The organism is bacterium SCSIO 12696, assembly GCA_024397955.1.
Taxonomy (GTDB): domain Bacteria; phylum Pseudomonadota; class Gammaproteobacteria; order Pseudomonadales; family Porticoccaceae; genus SCSIO-12696.
Genome location: CP073744.1, coordinates 2,704,098 through 2,723,958 on the forward strand (window position 1 = coordinate 2,704,098; position 19,861 = coordinate 2,723,958).

At 51.6% G+C, this 19,861-nt stretch carries 18 protein-coding genes and 1 other RNA gene; 12 read left to right on the top strand and 7 right to left on the bottom strand.

The window, feature by feature from the left end; all coding sequences use genetic code 11:
• Nucleotides 1–11: 11 nt before the first annotated feature.
• Nucleotides 12–1,124: an ATP-NAD kinase family protein gene (locus tag KFE80_12495; GenBank protein ID UTW45169.1), complete on the bottom strand. Its 1,113-nt coding sequence runs from the start codon at nucleotides 1,122–1,124 to the stop codon at nucleotides 12–14.
• 108 nt (nucleotides 1,125–1,232) lie between these two features.
• On the opposite strand from KFE80_12495, the gene rnpB reads away from it, so the two are divergent.
• Together rnpB and KFE80_12505 are read left to right on the top strand one after the other, a co-directional pair.
• Nucleotides 1,233–1,588: RNase P RNA component class A (gene rnpB, locus KFE80_12500), an RNA gene on the top strand.
• A gap of 61 nt (nucleotides 1,589–1,649) precedes the next feature.
• Nucleotides 1,650–1,991, top strand: a complete 342-nt coding sequence (locus KFE80_12505; GenBank protein ID UTW45170.1) for a hypothetical protein — start codon at nucleotides 1,650–1,652, stop codon at nucleotides 1,989–1,991.
• Between the two features lie 195 nt (nucleotides 1,992–2,186).
• Here KFE80_12505 and KFE80_12510 read toward each other — a convergent pair whose 3' ends face one another.
• The 4 genes from KFE80_12510 to yrfG form a co-directional block, all read right to left on the bottom strand.
• Nucleotides 2,187–3,749, bottom strand: coding sequence for a phosphoenolpyruvate carboxykinase (locus tag KFE80_12510; protein UTW45171.1), 1,563 nt, complete (start codon nucleotides 3,747–3,749; stop codon nucleotides 2,187–2,189).
• A gap of 174 nt (nucleotides 3,750–3,923) precedes the next feature.
• Nucleotides 3,924–4,799, bottom strand: a complete 876-nt coding sequence (gene hslO / locus KFE80_12515; GenBank protein ID UTW46727.1) for an Hsp33 family molecular chaperone HslO — start codon at nucleotides 4,797–4,799, stop codon at nucleotides 3,924–3,926.
• A gap of 81 nt (nucleotides 4,800–4,880) precedes the next feature.
• Entirely contained in the window at nucleotides 4,881–5,267 is a 387-nt protein-coding gene (locus tag KFE80_12520) for an RNA-binding protein (GenBank protein ID UTW45172.1), read from the bottom strand.
• Nucleotides 5,260–5,892, bottom strand: coding sequence for a GMP/IMP nucleotidase (gene yrfG / locus KFE80_12525; protein UTW46728.1), 633 nt, complete (start codon nucleotides 5,890–5,892; stop codon nucleotides 5,260–5,262). Before yrfG ends, KFE80_12520 begins: the two co-directional genes overlap by 8 nt.
• Before the next feature lie 134 nt (nucleotides 5,893–6,026).
• On the opposite strand from yrfG, the gene cysQ reads away from it, so the two are divergent.
• Nucleotides 6,027–6,827, top strand: a complete 801-nt coding sequence (cysQ, locus tag KFE80_12530; GenBank protein ID UTW46729.1) for a 3'(2'),5'-bisphosphate nucleotidase CysQ — start codon at nucleotides 6,027–6,029, stop codon at nucleotides 6,825–6,827.
• Here cysQ and KFE80_12535 read toward each other — a convergent pair.
• Nucleotides 6,824–9,394 (bottom strand): penicillin-binding protein 1A, encoded by a 2,571-nt coding sequence (locus KFE80_12535; protein ID UTW45173.1) that lies wholly within the window; start codon nucleotides 9,392–9,394, stop codon nucleotides 6,824–6,826. The two genes, cysQ and KFE80_12535, sit on opposite strands and share 4 nt — an antisense overlap.
• A 140-nt stretch (nucleotides 9,395–9,534) precedes the next feature.
• Between KFE80_12535 and KFE80_12540 the strand changes: the two genes are divergently transcribed.
• The 9 genes from KFE80_12540 (at nucleotide 9,535) to KFE80_12580 (ending at nucleotide 18,967) form a co-directional block, all read left to right on the top strand.
• The gene (locus KFE80_12540) at nucleotides 9,535–10,602 is read left to right on the top strand and encodes a pilus assembly protein PilM (GenBank protein ID UTW45174.1); all 1,068 of its coding nucleotides are present in this window, start codon (nucleotides 9,535–9,537) and stop codon (nucleotides 10,600–10,602) included.
• Nucleotides 10,602–11,204, top strand: coding sequence for a PilN domain-containing protein (locus KFE80_12545; protein UTW45175.1), 603 nt, complete (start codon nucleotides 10,602–10,604; stop codon nucleotides 11,202–11,204). Before KFE80_12540 ends, KFE80_12545 begins: the two co-directional genes overlap by 1 nt.
• Entirely contained in the window at nucleotides 11,204–11,824 is a 621-nt protein-coding gene (gene pilO / locus KFE80_12550; protein UTW45176.1) for a type 4a pilus biogenesis protein PilO, read from the top strand. Before KFE80_12545 ends, pilO begins: the two co-directional genes overlap by 1 nt.
• Nucleotides 11,825–11,826: 2 nt before the next feature.
• Complete coding sequence (locus KFE80_12555; protein ID UTW45177.1) at nucleotides 11,827–12,366, top strand: pilus assembly protein PilP; 540 nt, start codon at nucleotides 11,827–11,829, stop codon at nucleotides 12,364–12,366.
• A 19-nt stretch (nucleotides 12,367–12,385) separates the two neighbouring features.
• Nucleotides 12,386–14,527 (top strand): type IV pilus secretin PilQ, encoded by a 2,142-nt coding sequence (gene pilQ / locus KFE80_12560; protein ID UTW45178.1) that lies wholly within the window; start codon nucleotides 12,386–12,388, stop codon nucleotides 14,525–14,527.
• A gap of 113 nt (nucleotides 14,528–14,640) precedes the next feature.
• Nucleotides 14,641–15,168 (top strand): shikimate kinase AroK, encoded by a 528-nt coding sequence (gene aroK / locus KFE80_12565; protein UTW45179.1) that lies wholly within the window; start codon nucleotides 14,641–14,643, stop codon nucleotides 15,166–15,168.
• Between the two features lie 64 nt (nucleotides 15,169–15,232).
• Nucleotides 15,233–16,312: a 3-dehydroquinate synthase gene (gene aroB / locus KFE80_12570; GenBank protein ID UTW45180.1), complete on the top strand. Its 1,080-nt coding sequence runs from the start codon at nucleotides 15,233–15,235 to the stop codon at nucleotides 16,310–16,312.
• Nucleotides 16,313–16,323: 11 nt separating this feature from the next.
• Nucleotides 16,324–17,391 carry a uroporphyrinogen decarboxylase gene (gene hemE / locus KFE80_12575; GenBank protein UTW45181.1) on the top strand — a complete coding sequence of 356 codons (1,068 nt, stop codon included), beginning with the start codon at nucleotides 16,324–16,326 and terminating at the stop codon, nucleotides 17,389–17,391.
• A gap of 172 nt (nucleotides 17,392–17,563) precedes the next feature.
• Nucleotides 17,564–18,967 (top strand): DUF3391 domain-containing protein, encoded by a 1,404-nt coding sequence (locus KFE80_12580; GenBank protein ID UTW45182.1) that lies wholly within the window; start codon nucleotides 17,564–17,566, stop codon nucleotides 18,965–18,967.
• A gap of 6 nt (nucleotides 18,968–18,973) precedes the next feature.
• Here KFE80_12580 and psd read toward each other — a convergent pair whose 3' ends face one another.
• Complete coding sequence (gene psd / locus KFE80_12585) at nucleotides 18,974–19,861, bottom strand: phosphatidylserine decarboxylase (GenBank protein ID UTW45183.1); 888 nt, start codon at nucleotides 19,859–19,861, stop codon at nucleotides 18,974–18,976.

Sequence of the window (19,861 nt, forward strand, 5' to 3'; positions counted from 1 at the left end):
GTGTCGCAGCGTTAAAACTCAGCGACTCGGTACAAAATAGCATCGTGATAGCCAGTATGCACTGGAATTAAACCGGCAAGCATGCGATTAATCGCTTCGTCGCCACTATCAACAATTAACGGGCGGCCCTCTAACTCCTTGATCTTGGTTTTGGTGGCTACCACGTAGAGGTTATCGCGGCCCAGGTGCTTTAACAGTCGTGGGCCAAGCTGCTGATTACCCCGGCCAATAATATGGCCTTGGCCGCCGATGATGGTAATCACTAATTGGCTGGGGTGGCTTTCCGTTAATTCCAGCAATTGTTGCTCTGTACAGTCGCTGGCCACCAGTTCGCCGTTTTCAATCACATCCACGCCCAGCAGTGTATTGGCGAGCTTTAAGTGTTCCATAATGGCTGCGACGGTAGTGCCGGAGCCCATGATGTAGCGCACATCATTTTCCATTTGCTCCACAAAGTCAGCGGCGATGTCGTCCAATACCAGTTCTTCCGATTCGCGTCCGCCATTTTTAACGCTCTGTATGTACTGGTGTTCTTGTGGCGCTGTTAAGTCACCGTAGTAGCGGGCGCGTACCACGCCGTCGCGAAAGGCGTCTTCGTCGATGTCCCTGACCTCTTGTTCACCGAGGCCTACTAAATCACCGCGTACCAACTCGGCCACCAGCTGTCCGGCTGCTTTTGGCGTGAGCGCGTAGACACCAGAGTGAATTTTGACGCCGGCGGGAATGCCCAGCACGGGTATCTGGTTGTCCAGGACATTACAAAGGTTTCGGGCGGTGCCGTCACCGCCTGCAAACAGCAACAAATCTATGCCCAGATTCGCTAACTCCACTGCGGCTCGCTCAGTATCGGCAGCGGTGGTAGCGCCCGTTTCAATAGTGCCAATAACTTTGGGTTCAAAACCGGCCTGGCGTGCGATATCTGCCCCCATTTCAGCGGGGTAAGTAATAACTTCTAACTCCAGATCTTTGAGTGGCTCCAGTGCCTGCAAGGCACGCAGCCCAGCTTTGGGCTCGGCGCCACGGGCCAGTGCTTCACGTACTGTATCGGCACCGTCACTGCCTTTCAGACCGACACTGCCGCCGATGCCAGCTAGGGGGTTAATAATCAGACCGAGTTTGAACATAGATGCCTCGCAATTTCTGTGGGCGCGAGTGTAGAGGAATAATTGGCGATGGGCTATCTGCTCGCCACCCGTAGCTCGGTGCTCGCAGCTGTAGTACCATCCGCGCCGGGAGTCGGCCAGGCAATCGCTGCCCGTCATTAGATGGGGGGAGGAAAGTCCGGGCTCCATAGGGTAGAACGCCAGGTAACGCCTGGGGGGCGCGAGCCTACGGAAAGTGCAGCAGAGAGTAGACCGCCTAAGTTTTCTTCGGAAAACCGGTAAGGGTGAAAGGGTGCGGTAAGAGCGCACCGCGCAACGGGTAACCGTTTGCGGCATGGTAAACCCCGTTCGGAGCAAGACCAAATAGGCCCACTACAGGTGTGACCCGCACTGTGGGCGGGTAGGTTGCTGGAGGTGTGTGGTGACGCACGCCCTAGAGGAATGATTGCCCACGACAGAACCCGGCTTATCGGCCGGCTCCCCAGTACATTTATGGTAAACCTTCAGAGAAGTATTTTGGGAAGCTCAAAAAATGGAGATATAAAAATGAAAAAATATTTTGTGTTTACTATTTTCTTGATGTTTGGAATAACCCCATCTTTTGCTGATGGTCCGGGCTGGACTGTGGCATCAAAGGTAACCAGAATAGTTGTTGTAGCAAATGGTGGCATAAATGTTCGGCTTTCCCCGTCGTTAAATAATTGTGTCTCACAGAGTGGTTATGGTGGAACTTATGCCTCGATATACCCTGACCACCCTGGGCTGAATGCAATGCACGCAACGTTGCTGACAGCCTATGCAAGTGGTAAAAATGTGGCGCTTTATTTAAGTGACGATACTTGTAGGGTGACAGAAGCGGTGTTAGGTGGAACTCATTTCAGCCCTTAAGATTAACTGCGTTTAAAAAACTATTATTAATGTCTAGTATGAAAGTGCGATGCGCTCTAATTTTTCTAATGTTTAGGCATTGTGAGCTTAGAGCGTTTTGAGTAATTGTGAAGAGGTTTGGTTAGTCTGCTGAGACAGTCTTGAATAAAAAGAGCGCCACTAGGGCGCTCTTTTTTGTTTGAGAGGAGTTGTTATTTACAGCTGTGGCCCCGCCGCAACAACCTCATCAGAAACATCAAACTTGGTAAAGTTTTCCACAAACAACCCAGCCAGTTTGCGTGCTTGTTCGTCGTAGGCGGCTTTGTCTTCCCAAGCTTCGCGTGGGTTGAGGTATTTGCTGTCGATACCCACGATCGCGGTTGGGATGGTGAGGTTGAACAGGTCTAGTGTTTCCGTAGGCGCATTTTCCAAGGCGCCGTTTTGGATGGCGGCAACAATACCGCGAGTCACTGGAATCGGGAAGCGTGAGCCGGTGCCATTGGCACCACCAGCACCACCGGTCCAGCCGGTGTTCACCAGATACACTTTGGAGTCAAACTCTTCAACGCGCTTCATCAGCAGCTCTGCATAAACGCCGGCAGGGCGGGGCATAAACGGAGCACCAAAGCAGGTGGAGAACGCTGGGTGAATGCCCGCTTCAGCGCCCAGCTCGGTAGAGCCAACGCGAGCGGTGTAACCGCTGAGGAAGTGGTAGGCGGCTGCTTCCTTGGAGAGGATGGATACCGGTGGTAATACCCCGGAAACATCACAGGTCAGGAAGATGATGTTCTTGGGCTCGCCAGCGCGGTTGGCTTCGCAACGCATATCTACGTGGTGCAGCGGGTAGCTGCAGCGGCCATTCTCAGTCAGAGAGGTGTCGTCGTAGTCTGCGGTGTGGGTGTCCGCAGACAGCACCACGTTTTCGATGATGGCACCAAAGCGAATCGCGTCCCAGATAACGGGCTCGTTCTTCTTGCTGAGGTTAATGGTCTTGGCGTAGCAGCCACCTTCGAAGTTGAATACAGAGCCTTTGCCCCAGCCGTGTTCGTCATCGCCGATCAAGTAGCGATCTGGGTCGGCAGACAGAGTGGTTTTACCGGTGCCGGAGAGGCCGAAGAACAGGCATACGTCGCCAGTTTCGCCCACGTTGGCAGCACAGTGCATTGGCATAACGTCTTTCTCTGGCAGCAGGAAGTTCTGCACAGAGAACATGGCCTTTTTCATTTCGCCCGCGTAACGCATGCCGGCCAGTAGTACTTTGCGCTGGGCAAAGTTGATAATCACGCAGCCTTCGGAGTTTGTGCCGTCGCGCTCTGGGTCACAGACGAAGTTGGCGGCATGTTGGATGTGCCACTTTTCTTTGCCCGCCGGGTTGAACTTGGTGGGGTTGATAAACATGTTCTTGGCGAACAGACCATGCCAAGCGGTTTCGGTGGACACTTTAACGGGCAGGTAGTGTTCTGGATCTTCGCCTACGTGCAGGTGCTGCACAACGCGGTCGCATTCTGCCAGGTAGGTGGATACACGATCCCAGAGGGCGTCGAATTTGTCTTGCGGGAACGGGCGGTTAACGCTGCCCCAGTCGATGGCTTCTGCGGTGCTGGGCTCTTCTACCACAAAGCGGTCGCCAGGGGAGCGGCCGGTACGTTTGCCGGTGATGGCTGAAAAAGCACCAGTGTCAGAGAGGGTGCCTTCCCCCCGTGCAATGGCTTGCTCGATAAGCTGAGCTGCGCTTGGGTCTGTCAGCACCATGGTTGCAGAGTCTTCTGTTTGGGTCATTGGTATTGATCCTTCCGGGTCTTCAGTTTGCTGTAACAGTATTTAATTCGTGCTCTTAAAAGCCGGTGCGGCAGGGTACCCCAACCGTCGCCCCCAGTGGATTCCCTTCGTGGGGTAAAAAAAGACGCCAAGTATCGCAGATTGAGCGGGACTTGACGACGCCTTTTATTGATCTCAGTGGAGAGTAGGTGACTCCCCTGAAAGCAGGTGGTCAATATCCGCAGCACCAAAGCGGTAAAGCTGGTTGCAAAAATGGCAATTGACCTCGATTCGGCCCTGCTCTTCCAAAATCGACAGCAGTTCGGCTTTCTCCAGATTAACCAGCATATTCAAAGTGCGCTGCTCAGAGCAGCTGCAAGCAAATTGCAAGTCTGAACTATCTAACAGGCGCACATTGTCTTGGTGGAACAGGCGAAACAACTGTTGCTGGTGATCCAGATGCAGCTGCTCGTCAGTGGTAATGGTTTCCGCCAATTGGGTCAGATGTTGCCACTGCTCGGTGTTGTGTTCTTCGCTGGCGTTTTGTTGCGGCAAGGCTTGCAGAAACAGGCCGCCAGAACGCTGCTTGTCGGCGCTCAGCCATATTCGGGTTGGCAGTTGTTCGGATTGTTTGAAATAGTCTTCCAAACAGCTGGCCAAATAGGGTTGCTCCAGTGGAACAATGCCCTGGTAGCGTTCCCCTTTACTGGGGTCGATGGTAATCGCCAGTTGACCGTTGCCAATTAGCTCGCTCAGTGCCTGGCCACTGCTAAAACTGAATTCTGGGTCGAACTCTGCCAGGGCGCGTAAGTTGTGGTGGCGCGTGCAGTCAGCCACGATCAGGCTCAGTGGACCGTCGCCTCGCGCCTGCAGTGTGATGACGCCATCGAATTTCAGTGTCGCGCTGAGCAGGCTTACCGCGGCCAGGAACTGCCCAAGCAGCTGTTGAACAGGTTCTGGGTAATTGGCGGTTTGCAGAACTTGCTGGTAGCTGTGTTCCAGAGTGGTAATCTCACCGCGGATATCACAGTGGTCGAAAATAAAACGGTGCAGTTTGTCGCTGTCGCTCATACGGCCGGTGGCATGCTTTTTCGGGACGCGCACTGTAGGGAAGTTTGCCGCAGTTGTCTACATTTTGATCAGTAAATAGGGCTATCTATCCTGATTTTCCCAAAAGCCGTGTATTTGTCGCCGCTGTTTCTTGGTGGGGCGCTTGAGTGGGGCGGCATCCCCGCCTTTTAACGCTTTCCGCTGTGCCGCATTGGCTTCTCGCTGAGTGATGCTGGCGTCGGTTTCCCGATACAGCAGGCTTGCTTCCGGTGCGCCTCGGCGCTGGTCGGATAGTGCAATCACTTCTACGGTTTTTTCATCCCAACCCTGTCTGATTTGAAGTGTTGTGCCAGTGGTTATTTCTTTGCTGGGTTTGGTGCGTTGGCCATCAATGTGAACTTTGCCGCCTTCTATGGCGGCTTTTGCCAAGGCTCGGGTTTTAAAGAAGCGCGCGGCCCATAGCCATTTGTCGATACGTACTTTATCCATGATGGTGATAGTTGCTGGGGGTCAGTTCGTCAAAGTGGTTGATGGCGGGAAAGCGTTCGATATTGCGGTGTACCCCTTTGCTGTCCGGCTGGTGAATGCACAGCAGGTGTTTGATGCCAAACTGTTGCGCGGCTTCCAGGATGCGCTCGGTATCGTCCACAAACAGGGTGCGTTGTGGATCAAACCCCAGTTGTTGGTGCAGTTGTTGCCAAAAGGTCTGCTCTTCTTTGGGGGCTCCAAATTGGTGGGAACTGATAATACGGTCTAGCCTGTCGCCAATGCCGGTGATCTGTAGTTTCAGGCTCAGGCTATCCGGGTGGGCGTTGGTTACCAGTACGCGTTGTTTTCCTTCGTCGCCCAGATAATCGAGAAAACCTTGGGTAAAAGGGCGCTCCTGAATCAGGTGGTCTATTTCTTCCTTGAGTTCGCGGATATTCACCGCCAGCTGTTCAGACCAATGTTCCAGGCAATACCACTCCAAGGTGCCGCGCTTGGCTTCAAAGCGGGCGTGAAGTTCATTAGTGGCTTGGTTGGGGCAGAGGCCGTGGTGCTCAGCGTAGCGTTGTGGCAGGTATTCGAGCCAGAAGTGGTTGTCGAAATGCAAATCCAGCAAGGTGCCGTCCATGTCCAGCAGCACGGTGTCGATGGCGTTCCAGTTGAAGGTGTTGTTCAATGTTGGGCTTTCGATGATAAAAGGCCCACAGTATGCACCCTGGCTCCAGGTTGTAAAGGGGGTAAGCGATGGGAACAAGTGACATTATGTACCGACAGTATTTGGAACAGTTGGAACCGTTGATGCAGCAGGCGTCGGCGGCGGCGCTAGCGGTTTATGAGCAGAGAGACCGCTGGCAGGTGACCGCAAAAAGTGATGATTCTCCGGTAACCGCAGCAGACTTGGCTGCACATAAAGTGCTTGTTGAAGGTTTGCCCAAAATCGCGGATATTCCGGTGCTTTCTGAGGAGAGTGACATTACTCCGTTTCTTGAGCGGTGTCGTTGGCAGCGTTATTGGCTGGTTGATCCACTGGATGGCACCAAAGAGTTTATCAACGGCAATGGCGAATTCACGGTAAATGTGGCGTTGATAGAGGTGGGTCGACCAGTATTGGGGGTGGTGTCTGTGCCGGTATCCGGCGATGTATATATGGGCGCTGATGGAATAGGGGCGACTAAAAACCAGAAGCCTATTCATTGCCGCCAGCTTGAAGCCGGTCAGATCCCGAAGGTGGTTGCCAGTCGGCGTCACGGTTCTGAGGAAGGTAGGCAGGCATTGGCGAATATAGAAGCCTACTTTGGTGAGGTGGAGTTGGTTCAGGTAGGCAGCTCGTTAAAGTTTTGCCTGATTGCTGAAGGTAACGCGGATTGTTACCCGCGCTTTGCCCCCACCTGTGAATGGGATACCGCCGCTGCTCAAGCAGTATTAGAGGCGGCAGGCGGCAAGGTGCTTGGCCTGGATGGCAAGGCGCTTGGCTGCAACCAAAAGGATTCGCTGCTCAACCCGTTTTTTGTTGGGGTAGGGGCAGGTGCTACCCCGTGGTTGACCATTCTTGCAGGTAGCTAAAGCAATTCTTCGTTCAGCAATTCTCGCTCAATATTGCCGCCAACACTGCTCTCTGGCTCAGGGGGCAGGTGTTCCCGGCGAAATATTTCGAAAACAGCGCCGGGATGGCTGCTGTTGACGCGCTTTCCAGTTTTGGGGTCGATGCGAACCTGAACCAGGCCGTCGGGCTGTAGTCGTGGCTCGTCCGGCTGGTTCCGCAACGCGGTGCGCATAAACTCGATCCAAATAGGCAGCGCTGCCGAGCCGCCGTATTCGCGGCTGCCCAGCGGACTGTTGTCATCAAAGCCCACCCAGGCGGTGGCGACAATGTGGGGGCTGTAGCCGGAGAACCAGGCATCTTTGGCGTCGTTAGTGGTGCCGGTTTTGCCCGCGATGTCGTTGCGCTTGAGTTGTTTGGCTTTAACCCCCGTGCCTTTGCGAATAACGTCCTTTAATATCGAATCCATAATATAGGCGATGCGGGGCTCGATGACTCGCGGAGCGACTTTTGATTCGGGCTTGGCTTCGGCTTCAGACTCTGTGCTGGAATCGGCCTCTGCTTCTTGTTGCGGCTGTTCGTCGAGCTGACCCGAATCGCTATTGTTCTGTTGTGCCCAAATGTCGATACCCAGTTGTTCCAGCTCCTGTTCGGCCTGCTCCAGATCCAGTTGGTCAACGGCAGACTCTGGTGGTTGAGTCTCTTCTTCAGCTATTTCTTGAGGTACCCGAGCAGGGTTAGCTTGGAACAAGATATTGCCGTAAACGTCTTCCACCCGCTCAATCAGGTAGGGATCTATCAGGTAACCGCCATTGGCAAATACCGCGTAGCCTCTGGCTACCTCCAGTGGTGGTACCGCGTGACTGCCCAGCGCCAAGGTAAAGTTATCTGGTAAGGCATTGGGGTCAAAGCCAAACCGAGAGGCCCCATTGATAGCCGCATTGAGGCCAATGGTGCGCAACAAGCGTATGGAGACGGTATTCAGGGATTTGTACAGGCCTTTGCGAATACGGGTTTCCCCATACACCTCGCCTCCGTCGTTCTCCGGCTGCCAATAACCTTCCAGCAAACTGTCTGCCATGGAAATACTGGCCCCACTGATGGTAGAAGCGGCGGTCATACCACTGTTCAGGGCGGCAGTGTATATAAAAGGTTTGAAGTTGGAGCCGGGTTGGCGCTTGGCCTGGGTGATGCGATTGTATTGGCTTTGGTCAAAATCAAACCCGCCTACCAGAGATCTGATGGCGCCGTCTTCGGGGGATAGGGCCACCAGTGCTGATTGTGCTCGGGGTATCTGTGAAAGCGCCCAGCCACCTCTGGTCTTTTGTTTGAGCCTCACCAAATCGCCAACCGTAAACTCTTCAGCCACGCTTTTGAATTTGCGGTAGCGATTAGTGGTAATAAAACCACGCACCTGTTTGAGGTCGTCTTCCCAGTTGAGAGTAACCAGTTCGCCAGAGCGGATTAGCAATGTGAGCTGCTGTTCTTGGATATTACTGACAATAGCTGGGATCAGATCGCCCACCACGGGCGTGTCTTTCAGCACTTGCGGCCATTGCTCTGAATCACTGTAGTTGCGCTCCGGGCCGCGATAGCCGTGGCGTTGGTCGTAAGTGACCAGCCCATCACGCAGTGAGCGGCGTGCGCTCTTTTGCAAGGTGCTGTCCAGTGTGGTGTAGATACGCAGGCCATCGTTCATCATGTCGATGGGGGTGTCCTGGTAAGCGTCACTGCGGTTCAGGTTGGCAACAATCTGTTTGGCTTCCAGGCGCACCATTTCAGATACGTAAGGCGCATTGAGTTCAGTGCGGGGGCCGTGATAAGTGGCGGTTACAGGCTCAGCGACGGCTGTTTGGTAGTCCTCTTCACTGATTCGACCCAGGGTGTGCATGCGGCCGAGGATCCAGTTGCGCCTTTCCAGCGAGGAGTCTGGGTCGTTGATGGGGTTTTGGGTGGAAGGCAGCTGAAACAGGACGGCGATCATGGCGGTTTGTGCCAGGCTCAGCTCGTCGATTGTTTTGCCATAGTACACGTTGGCGGCAGCTTGCACGCCATAGGCGCGTTTACCCAAAAACATCTTGTTGGCGTAAAGAGAAAATATCTCTTCTTTGGTCAGCTCATCTTCAATGCGAAACGACAACAGGATTTCATTGAACTTGCGGGTGAACTCTTTCTTTTTGCTGAGGAAGAAATTGCGCGCTACCTGCATGGTCAATGTGCTGCCGCCGCCCTGGCGCTGGCCGCTCACTACCATTTGCTTGACGGCTCGTGCCAGCCCTCTGGGGTCTATGCCTTTATGCTCAAAAAAGCGGCTGTCTTCCGCTGCCAGAATGGCGTACACCAGATTTTGAGGAATATCCTCGTAGGCAATGGGGTTGCGCCGCTGCTGACCAAATTCACCAATAAGTTTCGAATCTTGTGAATAAATTCTCAAAGGCGTTTGCAGTTTTACCGCTTTCAGGGTTTCAACGGTGGGTAATTTAGGGCTAAGGTATAGGTAAAGGCTTGCCGCTATTAGCAATAGCCCGCCGATTCCAGCGATGGTCAGGCGTATCAGGGAGCCGATTAGCGGTTTTGAGGGTAACTTCATCTGTTTCTGATGTGATTGGACGCAAAGGGCGCTCATTATAGAGGCAGCATCGGTGATAAACAAAAGTGCTTGCAAAGTTGTGCCAAGTAACTAAAGTTGTTTATCGCAATGTCATATAACCCACGGATAAGAAAATAAAAATGGGATTATTACAGTTCTTGGATAAACGCCCAAAAAGCTTGTTGGGGTTGGATATTACTTCCTCAGCCGTGAAGCTTTTGGAGCTCAGTGGCACCCGCGACCGGCTCCGGGTTGAAAGTTATCTGGTGAGACCTCTTCCCGCCAATACCGTGGTGGAGAAAAACATCAATGATGTCAGTGTCTTGGCGGAGAATATTCGCAAGCTACTGAATCAGTCTCACAGTAAGCTTAAAGACGTTGCTGTGTCTGTTTCTGGTTCCTCTGTAATTACCAAGGTGATTGAAGCCCCTTCTGGTCTCAGTGATCAGGGAATGGAGGCCCATATCGCTCTGGAAGCGGATCAATACATTCCTTACCAGCTGGACGAAGTCGCCATCGACTTTGAGGTGCTTGGGCCTTCCGAGAGCAATCCCGATCAAGTAGATGTACTACTTGCCGCTTGCCGCAAAGAGAACATTGATCAGCGTTCTGAAGCGTTGGTTGAAGCAGGGTTGGCGCCAAGGGTTGTGGACGTTGAAGTTTATGCGGTTGAGCGAGCCTTTAGCTTACTCGCTCAGGGCGATCAGGATATGCAAAGCCAAGTAGTGGCGATTGCGGACATCGGTGCCACTATGCTGACGCTCAGCGTGTTGGTGGATGGCAAAACTGTTTATACCCGGGAACAGCTGTTTGGTGGCAAACAGGTTACCGAAGAGATACAGCGGCGCTACGGCCTTTCTGTTGAGGAAGCGGGCCAAGCCAAAAAACAGGGTGGGTTACCAGAGGACTATCAGTCTGAAATCCTCGACCCGTTCAAAGAAGCCCTTATTCAACAGATTTCCCGCTCTCTGCAATTTTTCTTCTCTTCCAGTCAATACAACTACGTGGATCAGCTGATGCTCGCTGGGGGTGTGGCTGCCATGGAGGGGTTGAGAGATGAGGTGGAAGAAAAGCTGGGGCTGCCTACTATGGTAGCCAACCCTTTTGCCGGTATGTCTGTGTCCAAAAATGTGAATGCGGTGGCTTTGGCAAACGATGCCCCAGCCATGTTGGTGGCAGCGGGGCTTGCGCTGAGGAGTTTTGAATAATGGCACTGATTAACTTACTCCCCTGGCGGGAAGAGCAGCGCCAGGAGAAGAAAAAAGAATTTCTTGGCATTTTGATGCTGGTACTGATTGTTTCTTTGCTGGCTGCTTTTGTCTGGCATTCCGTGGTCGAAGGTCGCATCGATAACCAGCGAGAGCGCAACCAAATGCTGCAGGACAACATTAAGCTTCTGGAAAACGATCTGAGAGAGATCAATACACTGGAAGAGAAGAAAAAACTGTGGTTGGCTCGTATGGACGTGATTCAGGGGCTACAAAGTAACCGCGCTGAAGTAGTGAAGGTGTTTGATCAGTTTGCCCGGGCGATTCCAGATGGGGCATTTTTATCCGAAATGGAATTGACCAACGAATCTAGCTTGTCCTTGGTGGGCTTTGCAGAATCCAATGCACGTGTTTCATCTTTTATGCGTCGCCTGGATGAATCGGAAAAGTTTGACAAAGCGGGATCGCTGACCATGGGTAAAGATGAAACCTTGGGAGAGGATGGAACCCAGTTTGAGTTTAAAGCTTCTATAGTCAAACCTAACTCACTGGCAGATGATGCCAGTGGCGAGAATAACAATAATAATGGAGGAGAAGGCTAATGGCATTGTCTGACTCCTTGCAGGAGATGAAGAACTTCGATACCTCGGAGTTGACACTCGATAACCTCGGTGTCTGGCCCGCGGCCTATAAAGCAGTTGCACTGCTGTTTGTTGTCTTACTGGTTTTGGGGGGTACTTACTACCTCTATATTAGTGACATGAACACTAAATTGGCTTCTGACGTCAGAAAAGAGCGCCAATTGAAACAGGACTACAAAAAGAAAGCTTTTGATGCGGCCAACTTGGAAGCATTGAAAACTCAAATGGCCGAGCTGGAAGAATCGTTTAATAACCTTAAAAGCCAGTTGCCCAAGGATACCGATATCCCCAACTTAGTAGATGAAATCTACGACGCGGGCCGAGGCAGTAGCGGTGTCGTCGCCAACGTCGCCATGAACCCTGAACGGGACGCTGAACTCTTTATCGAGCAGCCTATGGATGTGGTGGTTGAAGGTGGCTACCACGATTTCGGTTCATTTGTGAGCACCATTTCTGCGTTGTCGCGTATCGTAACCCTGCATGATTTCAAAATTGCCAGGGTGGACGAAAACAGTGGTTTGCTGAGAATGGAAATTAAGGCCAAAACCTATCGTTACAAAGCCGAAGAGGGGGAGGAATAAGCATGAAGCGTAAAGTTCACAAGTGCTCTCTTCTTCTGGCAGCTTTGTCTTTAGCTGCCTGTAGCAGTGACAGCAGCCATCAGGATTTGCGTCAGTATATGGCAGAGCAAAAGCAACAAACTGGTGGCCAGATTGATCCGCTGCCTACCGCCCAGCCCTACAAAACCGCCAAGTACGATGCGTTTTTGTTACGCAGCCCATTCGAAGAGCCAGAAGTCATCATTCCTGGTTTCGTGCGCAATACCAGTGGCAAGAAAACTGTTAAGCCCGATGAAAATCGCGTGCGCGAGTATTTGGAAGACTTCAGTTTCTCGGCGCTTTCGATGATGGGTTCTATGACGCAGCAAGGCCAGATTTGGTCTTTGTTGGATGATGGTACTGGCACTATTCATCGGGTAACAGTGGGCAACTATATTGGCAAGAACCACGGGCGCATTACGTCTATCAGCAAAGGCAAATTGCAAGTGATTGAAATCGTATCCGATGGCAAAGGTGGCTGGTTGGAAAAACCGCGCACTTTGTCATTAGAGGTCAAGGAATAATCAGGTTGGGGAAGTAAGTATGAATAGGTATAAAAACAAAACAATGAACACACTATTTGCTGCTTTCGCCTGTTGGGCAATATCCGCACTGGCAGTTGCAGCTCCGGTTACCTTGGATAATGTGGACTTTGCATCCCTTCCCGGTGATCGCTTTCAGGTGGTAATGACATTCTCAGAAGCGCCTCCAGAGCCCAGTGATCTGGCGATGGCTGACCCCGCCCGTTTGGTGTTGGACTTTCCTGGTGTCCAGAGCAACTTGGAACAAAAGCGCTACTCCTTGTCCTTTGAAAATGCGCGCAGCTTTACCGCATTGAGTGCCGGTGAACGCACCCGAGTGGTGCTCAGCTTACAACAAATGACTCCTTACACTTCGCGCGTTGAAGGCAATGTACTGACGTTGGAGGTGGGTGCCACCGCAAGTCAGGTGGCTGAAGTATCTCAGGCCACCAAAGTACATACAGCAGGTTACAACGGTGATGTTCCCGGATCGTCCTCTGTGGCCAATGTGGATTTTGAGCGTGGCGAGGGTGGTGAAGGCCGCGTCATTATTGATTTGTCCAACCCCAATGTGAATATTGATATCAATCAGGTAGGCAATGAAATTCATGTGAATTTCTATCAGACTGGTTTACCGGAGAACCTGGATCGCCGTTTGGATGTGGTGGATTTCGCAACACCGGTTAAATCCATTGACAGTTCCCGTCGTGGCTCCACGACTCACGTTGCCATTGGTGCTTTAGGCGAGTATGAATACTCGGCTTACCAGGTGGACAGTCAGTATGTTATCGAGGTAAAGCCCCTGACTCCCCAAGAGTTGGAAGAGCAGCGCTCTAAATTCGCTTACACTGGCGAAAAAATGACTCTGAACTTCCAGGACGTATCTGTACGTGCTGTGTTATCGGTGATTGCCGATCAGGTGGGCATCAACATCGTTGTGTCTGACGCAGTGGATGGAAATATCACCCTGAATTTGAATGATGTGCCTTGGGATCATGCTCTCGACGTAATTCTCAAGACCAAGGGGCTCGACAAGCGTCAGGAAGGCAATGTGATCCACGTGGGTTTGGCCGAGGATATTGCTGAGCAGGAACGCTTACAGGTTGAAGTCAACAAACAGCTTCAAGAGCTAGCACCACTGCGCACGGAGTATATTCGTATCAGCTATGCTAATGCGGAAGAGCTTTTTGAGTTGTATCGCACAGAGGCTGCGGAAAATGGTAGCTCTTTGAATCGCGGCGAGCTGAAAGTCGATTCTCGTACCAACACCATTATTATCACAGATACCGACGATAATATTGCCAACTTCCGCCGCTTGGTCAAAGAACTGGATATTCCCATCCGCCAAGTGAGAATTGAGGCGCGTATTGTCACTGCCAATAGTGACTTCCGTGAGGAATTGGGTGCTCAGTGGCGCTTTGGTGGAGCAGCTAGCCTCAATGGTAATACTGTTGGTCTGGCTGGTGAGGACAGTGGTTTTGCTTCCAGTGATGCTGATGACGGCGGTGGCGGTGGCGTACTGAACTTTTTCGAAAATGGTCTGGGCGGTGGTGATTTAACCCTGACAGAGCTGGTTGGTGTTGATCTCGGTGTTAATGAGCCTACCGGCAGCTTTGCCTTGGCTTTCCTTTCCGAAAATGCTTTCCTGGATCTGGAATTAAGTGCACTTGAGGAAGGTGGGCATGGTGAAGTCGTAGCTCAGCCCAGTGTTACCACCGGGGACAAGCAAGAAGCAACAATCCGTACCGGTCAGGAGGTACCATTCCTTGAGGCTACATCAAGTGGTGCCGCCAGCCTCCAGTTCAGGGAAGCACTGTTGCAGTTGCAGGTAACGCCGCAAATTACTCCGGATAACCGCATTAATATGGATTTATTGATTACTCAGGATGCGGTCAGTGGACAGGCTATTGGTTTGGCGAACAGTACCGTGCCGATTATTGATGTTACCAGTATTGAAACCACGGCCCTTGTCGGTGATGGCCAGACAATCGTACTGGGTGGTATCTTTCAGCTGGATGAACGCAGAGATACTCGCAAAGTACCACTGTTGGGTGATATCCCTTATGTGGGTAGATTGTTCCGCAATGAGAGTGAGCGCTACGAAAAGACGGAAATCCTGATTTTTATCACGCCGAAAATTATCGATGATGCGCTAAATCAGTAATTGCTGTAGTTGAAAAAAACCGGAGGCTTGCCTCCGGTTTTTTTGTTTGCAGTTCCTTGGATCCGCTGATAGCGTTGCATTATGTAAACACAAGCTTGCAACCTATCTTAGTTATGAAATATACAAATAATATTTTTCTGGTGGGCCCAATGGGAACCGGTAAAACTACCATTGGACGGCAACTGGCCAGTGCTTTGAGAATGGGTTTTGTAGATCTGGACCAGGCTATTGAGGAAAGCTGTGGTGCCGATATTACCTGGATCTTCGATGTGGAAGGTGAACAGGGGTTTCGCCGTCGGGAATCCCAGGTGTTGCAACAGTTATCAGAGCAATCCGGAGTCGTATTGGCCACAGGTGGAGGTGCAGTATTGGCTGCGGAGAACCGTCAAATACTCAAACAAAAGGGTGTAGTGGTATATCTGTGCTCTACTATTGAGCAGCTATTGGAGCGTACTCGCAAGGACCGCAAGCGTCCCCTTCTGCAAGTAGACAATCCTCGTGACGTGTTAGAAAAATTGATGGAGCAGCGAGAACCACTGTACCAAGAGGTAGCTGATGTGGTTAGTACATCCCGCGATCAACGTCCTCACTTGGCGGCTGAAGAACTTGCAGAGCAACTGCGCCCTTATTTGGCCCTTTAAACCGCCTCTCTGTGATAGAGTGGCGCCCTGATTATCTGAGCCTGTGAACGCCCTTTTAAAACCTATGCGTACATTAACCGTTGATCTTGCCGATCGCAGTTATCCGATCTACATCGGAGACAATTTACTGTCGAACCCCGAGTATTACGAGCCCCATATCAAAGGGCAGAGAGTTTGTGTTGTTACCAATAACTCAGTGGCACCTCTTTATCTGGAGCAGGTCAAACAAGCACTTGGCAACTATCGGGTAGACGAGGTGATATTGCCGGATGGGGAACAGTACAAAAACCTGGATACTCTGAATCAGATTTTTACCCACCTGCTTGAGCAGCGTCACAATCGCCAAACTACTTTAATCGCACTAGGCGGTGGAGTGGTGGGCGATATGACCGGTTTTGCTGCCGCCTGTTATCAGCGGGGCGTAAATTTTATTCAAGTGCCCACCACCTTGCTTGCCCAAGTTGACTCCTCGGTCGGCGGCAAAACCGCAGTCAATCATCCCATTGGCAAAAATATGATTGGGGCTTTCTATCAGCCACAAGCGGTTATTGCTGATACCCATGTACTGACTACTCTTCCGGAAAGAGAACTGCAGGCTGGCATGGCGGAAGTGATCAAGTACGGTGCCATTAATGACGAACTATTTTTTCGGTGGCTTGAAGACAATCGCGAATTGCTGAGAAGTGGTGACGGCGATGCCATGGCTTATGCCATCGAGTGCTCCTGCCGCAATAAAGCGGAAATTGTCAGCCAGGATGAGCGGGAAGGGGGTATACGCGCCCTATTGAATTTCGGTCATACCTTTGGCCATGCTATTGAAGCGGCGGGCAATTATCGCCAATGGCTGCACGGCGAGGCGGTTGCTGCCGGTATGATAATGGCGGCGGATTTGTCGGTGCGTTTAGGCTGGCTTCAGCCCCGGGGCTTAGAGCGTTTAAGGCAGCTGACCGAGGGATTTAATCTGCCTCTAGAAGCCCCAAGCCAATTTTCTGCGCAACAGCTACTTGATTTGATGGCAGTGGATAAAAAAGCCCAGGATAGTGGCCTTAGGCTAGTGCTGTTAAAAGCCATTGGTCAAGCGGTAGTTACCAGTGATTACAGCGATACTCTGCTGCAAGAAACCCTTCAAACTGTACGTGCCTAAAAGATTTTCCAATGACTGAACTGAAAAATGATCGCTTTTTACGTGCCCTGCTGCGCCAACCTGTGGACGTAACGCCAGTATGGATGATGCGTCAAGCTGGGCGCTACCTGCCTGAATATCGAGCTACCCGCGCCAAAGCTGGGGATTTTATGTCACTGTGCCAATCGCCAGAATTGGCTTGTGAAGTGACGTTGCAACCTTTGGAACGCTACCCTCTTGATGCGGCTATCCTGTTCTCGGATATTTTGACTATCCCAGATGCGATGGGTTTGGGGCTTTATTTTGAAACCGGTGAAGGGCCGAAATTTCACAAGCCGGTACAAGATGCTGCAGCAGTTGAGGCCCTGCAAGTCACCAATACCGAGCGCGATCTTGGCTATGTGACCGATGCGGTAAAGACCATTCGCCGTGAGCTGAATGGCCGTGTGCCCTTGATTGGCTTTTCCGGCAGCCCCTGGACATTGGCCACTTACATGGTTGAGGGTGGCAGCAGTCGCGATTGGGCGCGAACCAAGCAAATGCTTTATCAGCAGCCGGAAGTACTGCATCTGTTGCTCACCAAATTGGCGGATTCGGTCACTGAATATTTAAACGCGCAAATTGCCGCTGGTGCCCAGGCGGTACAAATTTTTGACAGCTGGGGTGGTGCGCTGTCACACCATGCTTATCAAGAGTTTTCTCTCGCGTATATGAAACGCATTGTGACAGGGCTCAGCAAAGAGTCGGAAGGTCGCCAGGTGCCAGTTATTCTGTTTACCAAAGGTGGCGGTCAATGGCTTGAAATGATGGCTGATACGGGCTGCGATGCCTTGGGACTGGATTGGACAACAGATATTGGTCAGGCTCGACAACGTGTAGGAAAGCAGGTGGCCTTGCAGGGCAATATGGATCCGGCTGTATTGTATTCTTCGCCGCAACGAATTCACGAAGAAGTGGGGCAAATTTTGGCCAGTTTTGGCCAACATAATGGCCATATTTTTAATTTGGGTCATGGAATTACCCCGTCTGTAGATCCTGAGTGCGCTGGAGCATTTGTTGACGCAGTTCACGAATTGTCTGCGAAATACCACAAAAACTGATGTTCGAGCCTCCCACTTACGCCTGAAAAGTGACCGGTTGACTCTAGTACCTTGTGTTGAATGGTATTGGGACTAATCTTAGTGATGTAAAGAATTACTTTTCCTGCCGAATTGGTGATGTAGCCAATTTATGTGGGTAAAGAATTTGAACAGTCACTACAGATCAGTTGCTATGAGTATTAAGCCAGTTCAGGTTAACGTGAACGAGCTTGCGTTGGGTATGTTTGTATCCGGGCTCGATCGACCGTGGACCCAAACCCCGTTTCCTATCCAGGGCTTTTTGGTTCGTTCTTCCCTGGATATTGAAAATTTGCGCGCCTATTGTGACTACGTCTATATCGATGTCACCAAAGGCCGCTCCGCCAATGCGGCCAAGCCGAATCCAATACCCCGCATTCACAAAGGTGAGGCCCCTGAAAAAGGTGCTAAAAAGGCCCATGCCCGACCTGCACCCGTGCAGAAAGCGGCAGCCAGTGCCCAGCGGATTGGCCAGGTTCCGCTCAAGATCAAGTACGGAGTCTACGCCACTGTTACGCCTATGCGCAAAGAGCTGGTTCAGGCCAACCGCGCTTTTACTACTCTCAAGGGCAATCTTGGGTTGTTCGCCAAGCAGCTGTCCAAGGGTAAACAAATCGATTACGACACGGTACGTCGCTCGGTAAATTCCATGGTAGATAGTGTATTGCGCTGCCCGGATGCATTCACCTGGTTGATGCGGCTGCGTCGTAAAGACCAGGAAAGCTACGACCACAGTTTGCGGTCGGCGCTTTGGGCGGTGCAGTTTGCCCGTTTTATCGGCACCCCAAAAGACGATATCCAAGTTCTATGCACGGCCACTCTGTTAAAAGATATTGGCAAAATGCGCTTGCCTAAAGAGTTGCTGAAAAAGAGCAACCGCAGCCCTGAGGAAGAGCACCAGTATCGCCGCTTTGTGGAATACGGCGTAGAAATGCTGCGCAACACCCACCAGGTGGAAGCAAAAGTCATTTCTGTGGTGCGTCACCACTGCGAGCGTTTTGATGGCAGTGGTTATCCGGAGGGATTGATTGGCAGCAAAATTCCTCTGTTGGCTCAAATGTGCGGTATCGCCACGGTATATGATGCCATATCGAACCCTAGGGAATCGGCGAAGCCGGTAGCGGCTTCTCGCGCGGTTAGCCTGATTTATAACATGCGCGACCGTCAGTTCCGTGAAGATTTAGTATTGCAGTTTATTCAATCCATCGGCCTTTACCCCACTGGCACTATGGTGGAATTAACCACTGGTGACATTGGTGTTGTGGTAGAGCAAGACCCGGATTCACGCCTGACGCCAAAAATTGCGTTACTCGCTAATCGCCAAGGTGATGGTGAAAAAATTGTGGTTGACCTCAAAGACCAGAAAGCGGTTAACGCAGTATTGGAAGAGCGCCAGCCACTGATGCGCACTGCCGAAAAAGTGGCTATCGCTAGAGACCTCGAGCCTTCCCGTTTCGACTTTGATGTGTCGGATTTGACGCCGGAATCACTGCAATTAAAAGCCACCTCATCCAACGGCATTATTGGCAGTCTGAAAGAGCGCTTTTTAGGGCGCTAGCAATCATCAGGCAGGGGCATTCACGGATGCGGCCTCAGCCAGCTTTTCTCCCATTTTTACTGTTGTCCCACTGGTCAGAGATACTTGCCAGTCGATAGAGTCTTTTTCAAACAACATAATCACCGTTGAGCCAAAGTCAAAGTGACCCAGTTGGTCGCCTTTTTTGAGCACAGTGTTGGCTTCACCGTCAAAGGGTTGCTCGATAATGCCTCTGGGGTTGGGTGAATAACGGGGTTGCCAAACCGTACCAATGCCAGCCACCAGCATTGCTCCAACCAGAATAACCGCTACATTGCCCACTGGGGTTTCGAATAAGCACACCAAGCGTTCATTGCGGGCAAACAGGTTGGGAATATGGGTTGTAGTTGCACGGTTCACCGAGAATAACTGGCCAGGAACATAGCGGCAGTGCTTCAGTTTTCCATCCACTGGAATATGCACACGATGGTAATCTCGTGGTGACAGGTAGATAGTGGTAAATGCCCCCTGTTCAAACAGCCGGGCGTCGCTGCTGCTGGCAAGCAGGGTAGAGGCGCTGAATGTCTTGCCTTTGGCTTGAATCAGCTTTTCTCCGTCCAGGTAACCCACTTGGCTAACAGTGCCGTCGGCAGGGCTGGTAATGGTGTTTGGGGTCTCATTCAGTGGCCGCGCATTTGGCTTGAGCTGGCGCGTAAAAAAGGCATTAAAGCTGGAGTAGGCCTCAGTGTCCGACTCCAATGCCTCTTCCAAATTAATGTCGTAAGCTGCCACAAAGCGCTCGATCAGCATGCGCTTCAGCCACGGGGTTTGGCTTTCTGCCAGCTTTGCCAGCAGTCGAGATAATGTGTGTTGCGGCACCAAGCGTTGAAGTGCGGTAAATAGCTCGCCGGGTAATTGCTGCAGTGGGCTGGCCAT